We start from the raw sequence: 16,003 nt of genomic DNA on the forward strand, positions 1-16,003 counted from the left end.
CCGAACTTTTTACTGTGAGAGTGCTCCCAGCTGGTGCACGCGGAGGGTGTTCGTCGATCCCGGGGTTCCGGGGGGCGAGCCCGCCACGATGACCACGTCGTCGCCGGGCGAGAGCCACGGCAGCCCGACGAGGGCCATGTCCACCTGCTCGAACATCTCGTCCGTGTGCTCCACGAACGGCACGTCGAAGGTCTGCACGCCCCAGCTGAGGGTGAGCTGGTTGCGGACCGTGGGCTCCGGGGTGAACGCCAGCAGCGGCAGCTCGCAGTGCAGGCGGGCCAGGCGGCGCACGGTGTCGCCGGTCTGCGAGAAGGCCACGAGCGCCTTCGCGCCGATGTTGCGCGCGATGTTGGACGCGGCCGAGGTCAGCGCGCCGCCCCGGGTGCGGGGGTCGTGCTGCAGGCGCGGCACCGTCAGCGCCCCGCCCTCGGTGGTGGCGACGATCCGCGCCATCGTGGAGACGGTCAGGATGGGGTACTTCCCGACACTCGTCTCCCCCGACAGCATGACGGCGTCGGCGCCGTCGAGGACCGCGTTGGCCACGTCGGAGGCCTCCGCGCGGGTCGGCCGCGCGTTCTCGATCATCGAGTCGAGCATCTGGGTCGCGACGATGACCGGCTTGGCCTGCTCACGGCAGAGCTGCACCGCGCGCTTCTGCACGAGCGGCACCTGCTCCAGCGGCATCTCCACGCCCAGGTCGCCGCGGGCGACCATGACGCCGTCGAAGGCGTTGACGATGGCCTCGAGGGCGGCGACCGCCTCGGGCTTCTCGACCTTCGCGAGCACCGGGCGGCGGATGCCCTCCTCCTCCATGATCTCGTGGACGAGCTTGATGTCGTCCGGCGAGCGCACGAAGGACAGCGCGATCCAGTCGGCACCGAGGCGCAGCGCGAAGCGCAGGTCCTCGGCGTCCTTGTCCGACAGCGCGGGCACGCTCACGGCCACGTTCGGCAGCGAGACGCCCTTGTTGTTGGACACCATGCCGCCCTCGGTCACGAGGACGGTGATGTCGTTGCCGTTGACCGCGGTCACCTCGACGGCGACCTTGCCGTCGTCGATGAGCAGCCGGTCGCCGGCCTTGACCTCCTGCGGAAGTTTCTTGTACGTGCAGGACACCCGGTCGGCGGTGCCGAGAATGTCGTCACTGGTGATGACGGCCGTGTCACCGGCCGCCCACTCGTGCGGTCCGTCTGCGAAGCGGCCGAGACGGATCTTCGGACCCTGGAGGTCCGCGAGGATGCCCACGGGGCGGCCGGCGGCGGTGGCGGCCTCCCGAACAAGGTTGAACACCGAGGCGTGGTCCTCGTGGCTACCGTGGCTGAAGTTGAGCCGCGCGACGTCCATCCCGGCGTCGACTAGGCCACGGAGCCGCTCGGCCGACGATGTGGCCGGGCCGAGCGTACAGACGATTTTGGCGCGTCGAGTCACACCCTTGAGGCTAGACCCTCGTTCACGGCGCGTATCCGCTGCCCCGGCCCGGCGCCATCAGTTGAGACTCCGGTCACCCGGCCTTTGCTCGATACTGGTCCGATGTCCACCCTCCCCCAGTGGCGGCGACCCATGCGCGCCCGCGACACCCACGAGGCGCACCGCGTCGCCACCCCGCTCGAGCTGCTGTTCGACCTGTGCTTCGTGGTCGCCATCGCCCGGCTGGGGCAGCTGCTGCACCACTCGGTGGCGGAGCACCACGTGGCGCACGGCATCGCCGGGTTCCTCATGACGTTCTTCGCCGTGTGGTGGGCGTGGATGAACTTCACCTGGTTCGCCTCCGCCTTCGACACCGACGACGTCCCCTACCGGCTGACGGCGCTGCTGCAGATCGCGGGGGTGCTCGTCCTGGCCGCCGGCGTCGCCGACGCCTTCGAGGGCGACCTGCGCGTGGTCACGCTCGGTTATGTGATCATGCGCATCGGGCTCGCGACCCAGTGGCTGCGCGCCGCCCGCGGCGCCGCCGAGGTCCGGCGCACCGCCCTGCGCATGGCCGCCGGGGTGAGCGCGTGCATGGTCGGGTGGGGCCTGCTGCTGTTCAGCCACGGCACCGCGCACACCCTGCTGTTCGTGGTGATGGCGGCGGCCGAGCTGTCGGTGCCGGTGTGGGCCGAGCGGCCCTGGCCGACGCCGTGGCACCCGCACCACATCGCCGAGCGCTACGGGCTGCTGTTCATCATCGTGCTCGGGGAGGTCGTCCTGTCGACCACCCTGGCGGTGCAGGGCGGCTTCGCGGCCGGGCGCCTGTGGTGGGTGGCCGGCGCCGGGCTGGTCATCGTGTTCGCGTTCTGGTGGCTGTACTTCGAGCGCCCGGTCCACGACCGCCTCACCGGCAACCGCCAGGCCTTCGTGTGGGGCTACGGTCACTTCTTCGTCTTCGCGTCGGCGGCGGCGCTGGGCGCGGGCCTGGCCGTCGTGCTGGAGGACCCCGAGATCGCGCTCCTGCCGGTCTCGATCCCGGTCGCGGTGCTCCTGGTCGCGCTGCAGGCGCTGCACCTGCCCCGCCGCCTGGCCTGGCTCACGTACGCGTCGGCACTGCTGGTGCTGGGTGCGGGCTTCTTCGGGCAGTACGCGCTGCCGGTGATGGCCGTCGTGCTCGCCGGGCTCGTGGCGACGCGGGTGGCTACGGCTCCCGCCCGGTGAACGCCTCGGCCCGCGCCCGGCCGTCGACGCTGTGGCTGAACACGCGCGAGTCGCCGTCGGTGGTGAGCGTCTGCCCCGTGAGCGTCGCGTGCAGCGGCATCGCCGAGGTCATCTCCGCGCGGACCCGCGGCAGCGCGTCCGGGTGCGTGTCGCGCAGCCAGCCCACGAGGTGCTCGCGCACGAAGCAGCGCAGATCCCACAGCTTCGGCGCGTCGACGGCGCTCACGAGCGCGCGCAGCTGCATGGCGCTGCCGGTGGCCTCGACCACCTGCAGCACCGACACCCGCCCGTCCCACAGGTCCGTGGACTCCAGCGCCCGGCGCAGTTCCTCACGCATCTCCGGCACCGGCAGCCACCAGTCCACGTCGAACATCACGGCCCCCAGCAGCGCCGAGTTCGTCCGGGTCCAGTTCTCGAACGGCTTCTCGGTGAAGTAGGACGTCGGGAGGATGAGCCGCCGGTCGTCCCACACGTGCACGACGACGTAGGACAGCGTGATCTCCTGGACCCGCCCCCCACTCCTGCTCGACGATGACGACGTCGCCGAGCCGTACGGCGTCGGAGAACGCGAGCTGCAGCCCCGCGAACACGTTGCGCAGGACGCTCTGCGCCGCGAGACCGGCGATGATCCCCAGGAACCCCGCGCTGGCCAGCACGCTCGTGCCGAGGAGCCGCGCCCCCGGAAACGTCATGAGCATCACGGCGACCGCGAGCACGGCCACGACCGCGACCGTCACCCGCCGGATCATGACAACCTGGGTGTGGACGCGCCGAGCCGTACGGTTGTCGGGCACCTCGGTGTTGAACCGAGCCAGCGCCGCATCCTCGGCGACCACGAGCAGCGCCGCGAGCAGCCAGGCCGCCGCCGCGATGATGACCAGCTGATCGGCGTGCAGAAACGCGTGCCGCCACGAGGCCCCGTCGGCGCTGGCGCGGACGGCGAAGTAGACCGCGCACAACACCAGGACCCACTGCGTGGGCCGATGCGCGCGCAGCGCCAGCTCGGTGACGAGCGACGACTGCCGCCCGACGCGCACCAGAATCTTGTGCACGACGTGTACCGCGAGCAACGCCAGGAGCGCGGCCCCGAGCGCGATCCCCAGCGGCAAGAGCGTGTCAAAGACCGAATCCCGCATTCTGCGCGCCTTACCCGCCAAGGGTGATCGCCACACCCACTGCCGGAGGTGATCAGCGTCGCGCCCGGCGCCGCCTCCGGACCACGACCATCACGCCCACCAGCAGCACCGCGCCACCCCCGGCCAGGGCCCACGTCACGCCGCTCCCACCCGGCTCCTGCCCGCCCCGCACAGCGCTGCCCGGGGACGCCGCCGGGGAGCCGGGGAGCGGCCGGACGTCGGCGGTGAGCGCGGCGACGGGATCGACGATGCCGAACCCGAACTCGTCATCGCGGCCGGGCGCGCCCTTGTCGACCGCCGTGGCGGTGATGCGGCGCACCACCTCGGCGCCGGAGAGCCCGGGATACCTGGCCCTGACGAGCGCGACAACGCCGGCAACAATCGCCGTCGCGTCACTCGTCCCCGTGGAAACCGTGTAGTTGCCGTCCAGCCCGGTCGAGATGATGTCGGTCGCGGGTGCGGCCACCTGGGTCTGCGGCCCCGTCACCGACACCGGGGCGTGCTCGCCGTCGCGGTCCGTTCCACCCACGGCGAGGACCCCTGGCAGGCTGGCCGGAAAGGCCACGGTGGTCTGGCGCGGGAGGTTCCCGACGGCGGCGACCACGACGACGTCCGCCCGCAACGCGCGGTCGACCGCTTCCTGAACCTGCTCGTCCTGCGTGGTCCCGCCGGCGACGCAGATGACCTTCGCGCCGTTGTCCACCGCCCAGTCGATGCCCTCGGCCAGGAATCCGGGAACGCCCAGTCCGTCATCCCCGCGCAAGGTCTGCAGCGGAAGGATCAACGCCCTCGGCGCCACACCGAGCACTCCCCCGCCGCCCGGAAGGCCGCGACCTGCGATCAGGCCGGCCACCGCGGTACCGTGACCGACGGAGTCGCTCCGGCCGTCCGAGACGTTGCCTTCACCGAAGCCTTTCCCCGGAAGTACCGCCCCGGCGAGTTCCGCGTGCTTCGTGTCGACGCCGGTGTCCATCACGGCGACGACCACGCCGTCTCCTTGGCTCGACTTGTGGGCTTCGGTCAGGCCGAGCGCGGAGACGTGCCACTCTCGCGCACGGACGTTGTCAGCGGCCGCCGGACCGCCGGTCGCCAGCAGCGCAAGGACCGTCGCCGCCGCGGCCACGGACCCACGGCGAATCCAGGTCGTCAACGGTCGATTCCCACGACGCCCGGACCGGGATCATGAGGCCTTTCACGAGGCGCGTCGATCAGCGGACTGACGCCCTCGATGACTTCCCACGCATCGTCGTCATCGCCGCGCCTCGTGCGCCGCCGCTCCAGGTAGCGCTCGTAAGAGCGATCACGGTAGCCGCCGCCGGCCGTACCGCGCGGGCTCCTTGCCGGCTCGGCCTCGGTGAAGGCGGCCGGTCTTCCGGACGCCGACCGGCGCGGCGCCACGGACGAGGAACCGGACCGCATACCGCCCCCAGCGATCGGCGCGGCAGCGCCCTGCTCTTCCGGGCCGTTCGCGGGACGGGGCGCACCGATCACTCCGCCCGGTGCCATGCCTTCGCGAACGCCGAATGCCGGCGTCGGAAGCGGGCGGGAACGATCGGCTCCATAGCCGCCGCCGATCACGTCCGTCGGGTAGGCCACCGGGTTGCCGGTGGGGGTGGCGAATGGTGATGCCGTCTGATCCGGCGTCCCGCCGCTCAACGCCAATCCGCCACCATCGGCCGGCGCGCCGAGGCTTGGGCCGTCACGGTCCTGCGATGGGGGCGGCGGATCGAATCGCGGCGCCGGCAGGAGCGCCGAAACGGAACCTCCCCCCGATGTCCGGCCCTTGGACCCGGGCCCTGCGCCGCCTGAGTCCGTGGCCTGCGTGACGACCTCCGTCGGCTCGGCGAACCGCGCCACCGACGGCATGCCGGTGCTGATCTTGGCACCCGCACCGGTCACCCTCGCGTCAGCCGCCATCAGCACTTCGCGCGCCCGCTGGTCGAGCCGGGACCGGTTCGCGTCGGCGACCTGGAGTCCCTGCCCCGGGCCGCGTTCCGAATACGCCGCCAGCATCGGCTCGAGCAGGCGTTTCGCGTCCCGGATCGCCGCGAACGCCTCGTCGACGCCCATGCAGATGCGGTTGACGGCTCCCGCGGTGGCCGTCATGGTGTCGATCATCCCGTTGAGCTTGTCCACGAACGCCGTCGCCGCCTCGCTGCGGCCCGGAGGCCAGCCCTCGGCCAGACGGTCGCGGTGCGCCCTCAGCAGATCGCGCTGCTGCTCGAGCGCGGCCCGCACCCGGTTGAGGGTGTTGACGTGCACGAAGCCGGCCTCCGCGTCCTCGTCCCGCAGGATCTTCCACAGGTCCGGAAGCTTGTACTCCCGATAGTCCTTGGCCATCAGACGGGCCTGCCGGTCCTGGGGTCGACAGCGCCGGCATCACGCGCCACGGCCGCCCGTGCCTCCCCGGCAACGAGGTTCATCCGGCCTGCCGACAGAGCGTCGGCCGATGCATACGCCTCGGCGATCTGATGTGCCGCCTGCGCCATCACGCTGCCGTTGAAGATCAGGACTTCCATCAACTCGAACAGCTCGGTGAGCCGGGCATGGTAGGTGGTCACCACCTGCTGAACGTCCTTGTTCACCGCCCTGGTGCCGAACACCGGCGTGGCCGCGAAGAGGTGCAGGGCCTGCACCTTCTCCGCGGACAGGTGCACGTCCAGATCGTGCTGGAAGTCGCGCCCGAACGCGTGGACCGCGCCCGGCTCGACCACGAACCCCGGTTCACCCACCGCGCCCTCCCCGCCACGATGCGCATCGAACCCGATGACCGTAACGGAGCGTCCCGGCGCGCGGCGACCCCGAAGCCGCCGTGCCGAACAAGACTCAAACCGCCACAAAAGACGCAAACGGCTACGGGAAGAAGGGCCACGTCGGGGTGGTCGGGCCCGGCAGGGGGTTGGTCCAGCCCGGGAACGGGTTGCGCGTGCCCGGGAAGCTCGGCGTCGGTGCCGGTGCCGGCAGCGACGGGAACGCCGCCGGCGTGGTCGACGTGAGGCTGCCCTTGTGCACGTCACAGGAGTCCAGGCCGTGGTCGTACCCGCCGAAGAACGACGACTCCCGCTGCTGCGGCGAGCCGTGGGCGCCCTCCTTGAACCACGGCTCGTCCGGCGGGTCGCCGACCGAGATCAGGCCCGCCTTGAGCTCGTCCAGGTCGCCGGTGTCCAGCGTCAGGTCGCCGGTGCGGATCGAGTCGCCGATCATGGCGCCGGCGAAGCAGTCGGCCTGCAGCTCCTGGTAGATCGTGAACTGGTACTGGATGCCGAGGCGCTGCTGGATGCCGTGACCGTACTCGTGGCCCAGGAGGTAGAACACGAACGCGTCGCCCATGTCGTTGTAGACCTGCTCCGACCAGGTGCGATCGTAGGCGATGAAGTCGCCGATCGGGCAGTAGGCCGCGTTCTGGGCCGGGATCGGCTGGGTCCCGCAGGAGATCTGGCCGTCCACGACGTACGGGATGATCTTCGTGATCGGGCGGAAGCCCACGATCTTCGCGCCCCAGTAGTGCTCGGCGACGCGGATGGCGATGTTCAGGTCCGAGGCGAAGCTGCCGTTCGCGAGGGCCGTCTGCGCGGGGAACCAGCAGCAGACCGCGAAGGCCAGACCCCATAAAGCCCGTTTCATGGCCGAGGGGGTACCCGGGTGCGGCCTGCCGAAGAAGGCCGCACCCGATTAGCACCTCAGGCCGACAGGGCCACCGCGGAAGGCTCGACCGGCGAGGGCAGGGTGCCGTCGCCGCCCAGGTACGCGTGGATCGACGCCGCCGCCGCGCGGCCCTCGGCGATGGCCCACACGATCAGCGAGGCGCCGCGGTGCATGTCGCCCGCGATGAAGACGCCGGGCGCCGCGCTCTGCCACGTGGCGTCGGTGTCGATGCCGCCGCGCCGGTTGCGGGTCAGGCCGAGGTTGGTCAGCAGCGGACCCTCCTCGGTGCCCTCGAAGCCGATCGCGAGCAGCACGAGGTCGGCCGGGTACTCCCGCTCGGTCCCCTCCACGACGCTCACGATGCGGCGGCCGTCCACTCTGGACACCTTGACCTCGGCGATGCGCACCGCGGTGAGGTTGCCCTCGGCGTCGCCCTCGAACGAGGTCACGGCGACGGCGAAGGCGCGCTCGCCGCCCTCCTCGTGGGCCGGGTAGTTGCGCAGGATCCAGGGCCAGGTGGGCCACGGGTCGCGGGACTCGTCGCGCTGGTCGGGCGGCGTCGGGTACTGGTCCAGCTGCAACACCGACGCGGCGCCCTGCCGGTGCGCGACGCCCAGGCAGTCGGCCGCGGTGTCGCCGCCGCCGATGATGATGACGTGCTTGCCCTCGGCCGTGATCGCGGCCGACGGCTGCCTGCCGGCGACGACGCGGTTCGACTCGACCAGGTGCTCCATCGCCAGGTGGACGCCGCGCAGTTCGCGGCCGGGCGTCTCGGGCGTGTCGCGGCCGGCCAGCGCGCCGCAGGCCAGCAGCAGCGCGTCGTGCGAGGCGCGCAGCTCGTCCACGGAGACCGTGACGCCGACGTGGACGCCGGTGCGGAACTGCACCCCCTCCGCGGTCAGCTGCTCGAGCCGGCGCTCGATGTGCTCCTTCTCGAGCTTGAAGTCCGGGATGCCGTAGCGCAGGAGCCCGCCGAGGGCGTCGTCGCGCTCGTACACCACGACGTCGTGCCCGGCCCGGGCCAGCTGCTGCGCGGCGGCGAGCCCGGCCGGGCCGGAGCCGACCACGCCCACGCTCTTGCCCGAGCGCTCGGGCGCCGGGCGCGGGGTGATCCGGCCGGCCGCCACCGCGCGGTTGATGATCTCGACCTCGACCTGCTTGATCGTGACCGCCTGGCCGCCGGCGATGGACAGCACGCAGGCCGCCTCGCACGGGGCCGGGCACAGCCGCCCGGTGAACTCCGGGAAGTTGTTCGTCGCGTGCAGGGCCTCGATCGCGAAGTCCCAGTCGCCGCCCCGGACCAGGTCGTTCCAGTCCGGGATGCGGTTGCCCAGCGGGCAGCCGTCGTGGCAGAACGGGATGCCGCAGTCCATGCAGCGGCTGGCCTGCTCCCGGATCAGCTCGTCGGTCGCGGGCGGGTAGACCTCGCGCCAGTCCTGCAGCCGCACCGGAACCGGCCGGCGGGCCGGCAGCCGCCGCTCGTACTTCAGGAAACCGTTCGGGTCAGGCACGTGCCACCTCCATGACAGCCGCATCCACGTCGCGGCCGGCAGCCTCGGCGGCCCGTATCGCCTCCATCGCGCGCTCGTAGTCGCGCGGCATGACCTCGGTGAACTCCACCACCGCGGTGCCCCAGCCGGCCAGCATCCGCTCCGCGACCGCCGAGCCGGTCTCGGCGTGGTGCTCGGCGATGTACGCCCGCAGCTTCTCGGGGTCGCTGACCGGCCGCAGGTCGACCAGCTCCGCGTTGACCAGGTTCCGGTCGAGGTTGTGCACGTACGCCACGCCGCCGGACATGCCCGCGGCGAAGTTGCGCCCCGTGGTGCCGAGCACGACCACGGTGCCGCCGGTCATGTACTCGCACCCGTGGTCGCCCACGCCCTCGACGACCGCGAGGGCGCCGGAGTTGCGCACCGCGAACCGCTCCCCGGCCCGGCCGCGCATGAACAGCTTGCCCGCGGTCGCGCCGTACAGCACCGTGTTGCCGCCGATCGTCTGCTCCTCGGCGACGAACGGCGCGCGCTCGTCCGGGCGCACGATGAGCCGCCCGCCGGAGAGGCCCTTGCCGACGTAGTCGTTGGCCTCGCCCACCAGCCGCAGGGTGACCCCGCGGGGGACGAAGGCGCCGAAGGACTGCCCGGCCACGCCCCGCAGTGTGATGTGCACGGTGTCGTCGGGCAGGCCGGCCCCGCCGACACGCCGCACGACCTCGCCGCCGAGCATCGCGCCGACCGAGCGGTGCTCGTTGCGCACCGTGACCTCGAGCGTGACCGCCTCGCCGGCGTCCAGCGCCGGGGACACCGCGGCGATGAGCTGGTTGTCCAGCGCCCGCTCGAGCCGGTGGTCCTGCTTGGTGGTCTGGCGCCGGGCCGCGTCGTCGTCCATCGGCGGCACGTGCAGCAGCGGGGTCAGGTCGAGCCCGCCGGCCTTCCAGTGGTCGATCGCCGGGCGCACGTCGAGCAGCTCGGTGTGGCCGATCGCCTCGTCCAGGGTCCGGAAGCCGAGCTCGGCGAGGTAGGAGCGCACCTCCTCGGCCAGGAACCAGAAGAAGTTCTCGACGAACTCCGGGGTGCCGGTGAACCGCTCGCGCAGCACCGGGTTCTGCGTCGCGATGCCCACCGGGCACGTGTCGAGGTGGCAGACGCGCATCATGATGCAGCCGGAGACGATGAGCGGCGCGGTGGCGAAGCCGAACTCCTCGGCGCCGAGCAGCGCCGCGACGACCACGTCCCGGCCGGTCTTGAGCTGCCCGTCGACCTGCACGCTGACCCGGTCCCGCAGCCCCGACAGCAGCAGGGTCTGCTGCGTCTCGGCCAGGCCCAGCTCCCACGGCGTGCCGGCGTGCTTGAGGGAGTTCAGGGGCGACGCGCCCGTACCACCGTCATGGCCGGAGATCAGGATGACGTCGGCCTTCGTCTTGGCCACGCCGGCGGCCACGGTGCCGACGCCGACCTCGGACACGAGCTTCACGTGCACGCGCGCCGACGGGTTGACGTTCTTGAGGTCGAAGACCAGCTGGGCGAGGTCCTCGATGGAGTAGATGTCGTGGTGCGGCGGCGGCGAGATGAGCCCGACGCCGGGGGTGGCGTGGCGGGTCTTGGCGATCCAGGGCCACACCTTGTTGCCCGGCAGCTGCCCGCCCTCGCCCGGCTTGGCGCCCTGGGCCATCTTGATCTGCAGGTCGTCGGCGTTGACCAGGTATTCGGTGGTGACGCCGAAGCGACCGCTGGCGATCTGCTTGACGGCCGAGCGCCGGCGCGGGTCGTGCAGGCGGTCGACCTCCTCGCCGCCCTCGCCGGTGTTCGACTTGCCGCCGATGTTGTTCATGGCGATCGCGAGCGTCTCGTGCGCCTCGGCCGAGATGGAGCCGTACGACATGGCGCCCGTCGCGAAGCGCTTGACGATCTCCGCGGCCGGCTCCACCTCGTCGATCGGCACCGCCGGACGCACGCCCGTGCGCAGCTCGAAGAGGCCGCGCAGCGATCCCGCCCGGCCCGCCAGCTCGTCGACCCTCGCGGTGTAGCGCTGGAAGACGTCGTACTGCCGCGAGCGCGTCGCGTGCTGCAGCAGGAACACGGTCTCCGGGTTGAACAGGTGCAGCTCGCCCTCGCGGCGCCACTGGTACTCGCCGCCGACCTCGAGCCGGCGGTGCGCCCGCTCGGCCTCGTTGGCCGGGTAGGCGCGGGCGTGCCGGGCGGCGATCTCCGCGTGCACCTCGGCCAGGCCGATGCCGCCGATCTTGCTCGGGGTGCCGGTGAAGTACCGCTCGACGAGCCGCGGGTCGAGCCCGACGGCCTCGAAGACCTGGGCGCCGCAGTACGACGAGACGGTCGAGATGCCCATCTTGGACATGATCTTCAGGACGCCCTTGCCGAGCGCCTTGACGTAGTTGTGGACCGCGGTGTCCGGGTCGACGTTCGCGAGCGCGCCGGTGTTGATGAGGTCCTCGACGCTCTCGAAGGCGAGGTACGGGTTCACCGCGGAGGCGCCGAAGCCGGACAGCAGCGCGACGTGGTGCACCTCGCGGCAGTCGCCGGACTCGACCACCAGCGAGACCTGGGTGCGGGTCTGCTCCCGGACCAGGTGCTGGTGCACCGCCGCGGTGAGCAGCAGCGACGGGATCGGGGCGAGGTCGACGGTGGAGTCGCGGTCGGAGAGCACCAGGATGCGCACGCCGTCCTCGATGGCCTCGGAGACGCCGCGCATGATCTCGACCAGCCGCCGCTTGATGCCGGTGGCGCCGTCGCGCACGGGGTAGAGGCCCGACACCCGCACGGCCTTGAAGCCGGGCAGGTCGCCGTCCTCGTCGATGTGCAGGATCTTGGCCAGGTCGTCGTTGTCGATGACCGGGTACGGCAGCGCGATCTGCCGGCACGACGCCGGGCCCGGGCGCAGCAGGTTGCCCTCGGGGCCGATGGTGGCCGCGACGCTGGTGACCAGCTCCTCGCGGATCGCGTCCAGCGGCGGGTTGGTGACCTGGGCGAAGAGCTGGGTGAAGTAGTCGTACATCAGCCGCGGGCGGGTCGAGAGCACGGCGACGGGGGTGTCGGTGCCCATCGAGCCCAGCGGCTCGGCGCCGGCCCGGGCCATCGGGCCGATGAGGATCTTGAGCTCCTCCTCGGTGTACCCGAACGTCTGCTGCCGCCGCTGCACGGAGTCGTGCGTGTAGACGACGTGCTCGCGCTCGGGCAGCTGGTCGAGGTCCATGAGCCCGGCGTGCAGCCACTCCTCGTACGGCTCGGCCGCGGCCAGCTCGGCCTTGACCTCGTCGTCGGTGCGGATGCGGCCCGCCGCGGTGTCGACCAGCAGCATCTTGCCGGGGGCCGAGCGGCCCTTGGCGACGATGGTGGCCGGGTCGATGTCGAGCACGCCGGCCTCGCTGGCCAGCACGACCAGGCCGTCGCTGGTCTGCCACCAGCGGCCCGGGCGCAGGCCGTTGCGGTCGAGCACGGCGCCGACCACGGTGCCGTCGGTGAACGCGACGCTGGCGGGGCCGTCCCACGGCTCCATCAGGCAGGCGTGGAAGCGGTAGAAGGCCCGGCGCAGCGGGTCCATCCGCGGGTCGTTCTCCCACGCCTCCGGGATCATCATGAGCACCGCGTGCGGCAGGCTCCGCCCGGCCAGGTGCAGCAGCTCGAGGACCTCGTCGAAGTTCGCCGAGTCCGACGCCTCCGGCGTGCAGATCGGGAACAGCCGGCGGATGTTGCCGGGCAGGTTCTCGCTGGCCAGCAGCGCCTCGCGGGCGGCCATCCAGTTGCGGTTGCCGCGGATCGTGTTGATCTCGCCGTTGTGGGCGATGATGCGGTACGGGTGGGAGAGCTCCCAGCTCGGGAACGTGTTCGTCGAGAAGCGCGAGTGCACCAGCGCGATGGCCGAGGCCACCCGCTCGTCGGACAGGTCGGGGAAGAAGGACACGACCTGGTCCGGGGTGAGCATGCCCTTGTAGGTGATCGTGCGGGACGACAGCGACGGGAGGTACAGCTGGATCCCCCGCTCCCGGGTCTCCCGCTCGGTCTGCTTGCGCACGCAGTAGACGACCCGGTCGAGCTCCAGGCCCTCGAGCACGGTGCCGGGCGCGCCGAGCCGCTCGGCGCTCACGAACACCTGGCGAATGCGGGGCATCGCGGCCAGGGCGGTGGCCCCGAGGTCGCTCGCGTCGACCGGCACGTCGCGCCAGCCGAGCACCTGGGCGCCCTCGACCAGCGCGTACTTCTCCAGCACCCGCTGGGCGCGCGCGGCCGCGTCGTCGTCGGTGGGCAGGAAGGCCAGGCCGGTCGCGTACTGCCCGGCGGGGGGCAGCGGGAACGGCACGGCCTCACGCAGGAACGCGTCCGGGATCTGGATCATGATGCCCGCGCCGTCGCCGGTGTTCGGCTCGGCACCGCGGGCGCCACGGTGGTCCATCCGGCGCAGCGCCGAGAGCCCCTTGAACACGACGTCATGGGACCTGCGGCCGTGGATGTCGGCGACGAAGGCGACCCCGCAGGCGTCGTGCTCGAAAGCCGGGTCGTACAGACCCTGCTGCTGCGGTCCGGGATACACCATCGGGCCTCCTGACGTCATCGAGTGCAAGTCGGGACAACGTCGGCCCTGAGGAGCGGTCTCGCCAGTGTACGCGAAGAGCGGGCGCAAGTTGCATGCTCGGTACTCGAGTCCGTACCGCATGCCGAGCGCGCCCGCCGCGTATGTTGCGAGACAACGTACCGTGCGTACGGGCCGGAAACCTACCGCGCGGGATCGTGACAAATCCCACGGAGCGGACGCTCGAGCGGTCGTTACCGAACTGTCACGCAACCTGTGGCAGTCCGGAAGACGTCCAACGAGCGGGTGGCCCTCGCCATCCGTTACTTCCTACGATGATGCACGGCAAGATCGCCCGCCACCACACAGTTCGCGGAACTGTGAACCAGTGGCACTAACACGGGATACACCGGTGCGGTAACCGGTGCATGCTCTAGCCCAACGAAGGAGGTGTGGACATGGGAGTCTCCGCACGCGCACTGGCCACGATCGCCGCGCTCACGAGCGTCGTCGTTCTGGCTGCGGGATGCAGCAACGACGATTCGCCGAAACCGAAATGGACCGGCGCTGACAGCAGTGCCGGCGGCCCCTCGGCTTCCGCGTCCGCCGCCGAGCAGCCCAAGGCGGCCTTCGCCGCTCCCGACGACGGTGCGAGCAACGTCTCCACCGCGACCGAGCTGTCCCTGCAGGCTCCCCCGGGCTCCAACGCCCAGGTGACGCTGACGGACGCCTCCGGTGCCGCGGTGAACGGCGGGCTCAACGCCGACGGGACGGCGTGGGTGCCCGGGGCCCAGCTCAAGTACGGCACGCAATACTCGGCCACCGTGACCTCGGCCGGCGACACCGCCGGCAAGAAGATCACGTTCACGACCATGGCGAAGCCCGGCAAGACGGTCAACGTCTCCACGGCTGTCGCGGACAACAAGACGTACGGCGTGGGCATGCCCGTCGTCGTGCGGTTCGGCTCCAGCGTCCCGCAGGAGATGCGGGCCTCGGTGCAGAAGCGGCTGATCGTCACCAGCACGCCGCCGCAGGTCGGCACCTGGTACTGGTTCAACGGCGGCGAGGTCCACTACCGCCCGAAGGAGTACTGGCAGGCCGGCACCAAGATCACCGTCCGGCTGGCCGTCGGCGGGCTCCAGCTCACCAAGACCGGCTGGGGCACCAAGGACGTCACGAGCACGTTCAGCATCGGTGACAAGATCGTCATGACGACCGACGACAAGACCCACCAGATGACGGTGGAGCAGAACGGCACGGTCATCAAGACGATGCCGGTCAGCCTCGGCAAGGCCAAGACCCCCTCGTCCTCCGGGAACATGGTGGTCATGGACAAGAACCAGTCCGAGCTGTTCGTCGGCACCGACCCCGACGACCCGTACCGCGAGACCGTCTACTGGACGCAGCGCATGACCAGCGGCGGGGAGTACATCCACTCCGCCCCGTGGTCGGTGGGCGACCAGGGCAAGCGCAACGTGTCGCACGGGTGCACCAACGTGTCGGAGTCGAACGCGAAGTACCTCTACAACCTGACCAAGATCGGCGACGTCGTGATCGTGAAGAACACGACCCGCAAGCTCGCCTGGGGCAACGGCTGGACCGACTGGGACAAGTCCTGGGACGAGTACGTCAAGGGCAGCGCACTGCCGCCGCCGGCCGACACCACCGTCGCGACGCCGAGCACTCCGGCGTCCGCGAACCCCTCGGCCTCGGCCTAGCTCCAGCACCAGCAACACCAGGGCAGCTCAAGCGTTCACCGGGGCCGCCGCCCGTCCGCGAGGACGAGGCGGCGGCCCTTTCGCTGTCATCATTGCCCGGTGACCCCCTGGATCGACCCCCGCTTCGGCCCCGCGGGCGCGGCCGTCCTCGCGCTGCTCGTGGCCTGGTTCGTGGTGCGCATCGCGCGCTCGCCCGGCACCGTGGCGCGCCGCCGGGCCGAGATCGAGTCGCGGCCCGACGGCCGGATCCGGTTCCATCGGCGGTACATCCTGAGCTGGTGGCTGCTGAGCGCCGTGGCCCTGCTCCCGATGGCGTTCGGCCCCGGCGTGGACCCGGACGACTACGGCCTGCGGCTGCCCGGCCCGGGCGGGATCGCGCTGGCGCTGGGCGTCTCCGCGCTCTTCGCCGGGGTGGTCTGGGCCCGGGACCGGTTCCTGCGCCACCGCCTCGCCGCCGTCCCGCCCCAGGTCGCGTTCCTGCTCCCCCGCACCGGCCGGGAGCGGCTGTGGGGCGCCGGCACCGCGTTCACCGCGGGCATCTGCGAGGAGCTGGTGTTCCGGGGCGCCTTCCTGGCCGGCGCGGTCGGCGGGCTGCACCTGAACGTCTGGATCGCGGGCGCGCTCGTGAGCCTGTTCTTCGGCCTCGGCCACCTGTACCAGGGGCTGCCCGGCATCGTCGGCACCTCGGTCTTCGGGGCGTGCGCGACGGTGCTGTACGTGTTCACGGGCAGCCTGCTCCTGCCGGTGCTCGTGCACGCCGCCGTCGACCTCGGCCCGTTCGCGCTGAGCCGTTTCCCGCCCGAGACCCCGGCGCCGGCCCCGCCTGTCGGGTCGCCGTCCCCAGGATGATCC

10 protein-coding genes and 1 pseudogene are annotated in these 16,003 nt (G+C 71.6%); 3 read left to right on the forward strand and 8 right to left on the reverse strand.

The genetic code is table 11. The features are described from left to right. Positions 1–9: 9 nt before the first annotated feature. Positions 10–1,428 carry a pyruvate kinase gene (pyk, locus tag AC6JBM_RS34840; RefSeq protein WP_497978212.1) on the reverse strand — a complete coding sequence of 473 codons (1,419 nt, stop codon included), beginning with the start codon at positions 1,426–1,428 and terminating at the stop codon, positions 10–12. A gap of 102 nt (positions 1,429–1,530) precedes the next feature. Here pyk and AC6JBM_RS34845 point away from each other — a divergent pair, with 102 nt between their 5' ends. Further along, positions 1,531–2,631: a low temperature requirement protein A gene (locus AC6JBM_RS34845; protein ID WP_497978213.1), complete on the forward strand. Its 1,101-nt coding sequence runs from the start codon at positions 1,531–1,533 to the stop codon at positions 2,629–2,631. On the opposite strand, the pseudogene AC6JBM_RS34850 reads toward AC6JBM_RS34845, so the two are convergent. From AC6JBM_RS34850 to gltB, 7 genes and pseudogenes are all read right to left on the reverse strand, one after another. Further along, positions 2,612–3,767: pseudogene (locus AC6JBM_RS34850) on the reverse strand (mechanosensitive ion channel family protein). The gene AC6JBM_RS34845 and the pseudogene AC6JBM_RS34850 overlap by 20 nt on opposite strands. 52 nt (positions 3,768–3,819) lie before the next feature. Next, positions 3,820–4,890 carry a S8 family serine peptidase gene (locus AC6JBM_RS34855; protein WP_497978214.1) on the reverse strand — a complete coding sequence of 357 codons (1,071 nt, stop codon included), beginning with the start codon at positions 4,888–4,890 and terminating at the stop codon, positions 3,820–3,822. Positions 4,891–4,913: 23 nt separating this feature from the next. Continuing rightward, on the reverse strand, positions 4,914–6,107 hold the full coding sequence (locus AC6JBM_RS34860; protein ID WP_497978215.1) for a hypothetical protein: 1,194 nt from the start codon (positions 6,105–6,107) through the stop codon (positions 4,914–4,916). Further along, entirely contained in the window at positions 6,107–6,499 is a 393-nt protein-coding gene (locus AC6JBM_RS34865; RefSeq protein ID WP_497978216.1) for a hypothetical protein, read from the reverse strand. Before AC6JBM_RS34865 ends, AC6JBM_RS34860 begins: the two co-directional genes overlap by 1 nt. Before the next feature lie 121 nt (positions 6,500–6,620). Continuing rightward, positions 6,621–7,391 carry a neutral zinc metallopeptidase gene (locus tag AC6JBM_RS34870; protein WP_497978217.1) on the reverse strand — a complete coding sequence of 257 codons (771 nt, stop codon included), beginning with the start codon at positions 7,389–7,391 and terminating at the stop codon, positions 6,621–6,623. 56 nt (positions 7,392–7,447) lie between these two features. Beyond that, positions 7,448–8,923 (reverse strand): glutamate synthase subunit beta, encoded by a 1,476-nt coding sequence (locus tag AC6JBM_RS34875; protein WP_497978218.1) that lies wholly within the window; start codon positions 8,921–8,923, stop codon positions 7,448–7,450. Next, complete coding sequence (gene gltB / locus AC6JBM_RS34880; RefSeq protein ID WP_497978219.1) at positions 8,916–13,457, reverse strand: glutamate synthase large subunit; 4,542 nt, start codon at positions 13,455–13,457, stop codon at positions 8,916–8,918. The genes AC6JBM_RS34875 and gltB overlap by 8 nt, the downstream gene beginning before the upstream one ends. A gap of 434 nt (positions 13,458–13,891) precedes the next feature. On the opposite strand from gltB, the gene AC6JBM_RS34885 reads away from it, so the two are divergent. Both AC6JBM_RS34885 and AC6JBM_RS34890 read left to right on the forward strand, forming a co-directional pair. Next, a complete protein-coding gene (locus AC6JBM_RS34885; protein WP_497978220.1) occupies positions 13,892–15,151 on the forward strand; it encodes a L,D-transpeptidase in 1,260 nt (419 codons plus the stop codon). 99 nt (positions 15,152–15,250) lie between these two features. Further along, complete coding sequence (locus AC6JBM_RS34890; RefSeq protein ID WP_497978221.1) at positions 15,251–16,000, forward strand: CPBP family intramembrane glutamic endopeptidase; 750 nt, start codon at positions 15,251–15,253, stop codon at positions 15,998–16,000. Positions 16,001–16,003 lie beyond the last annotated feature (3 nt).

It is taken from the genome of Dactylosporangium thailandense, assembly GCF_059739745.1.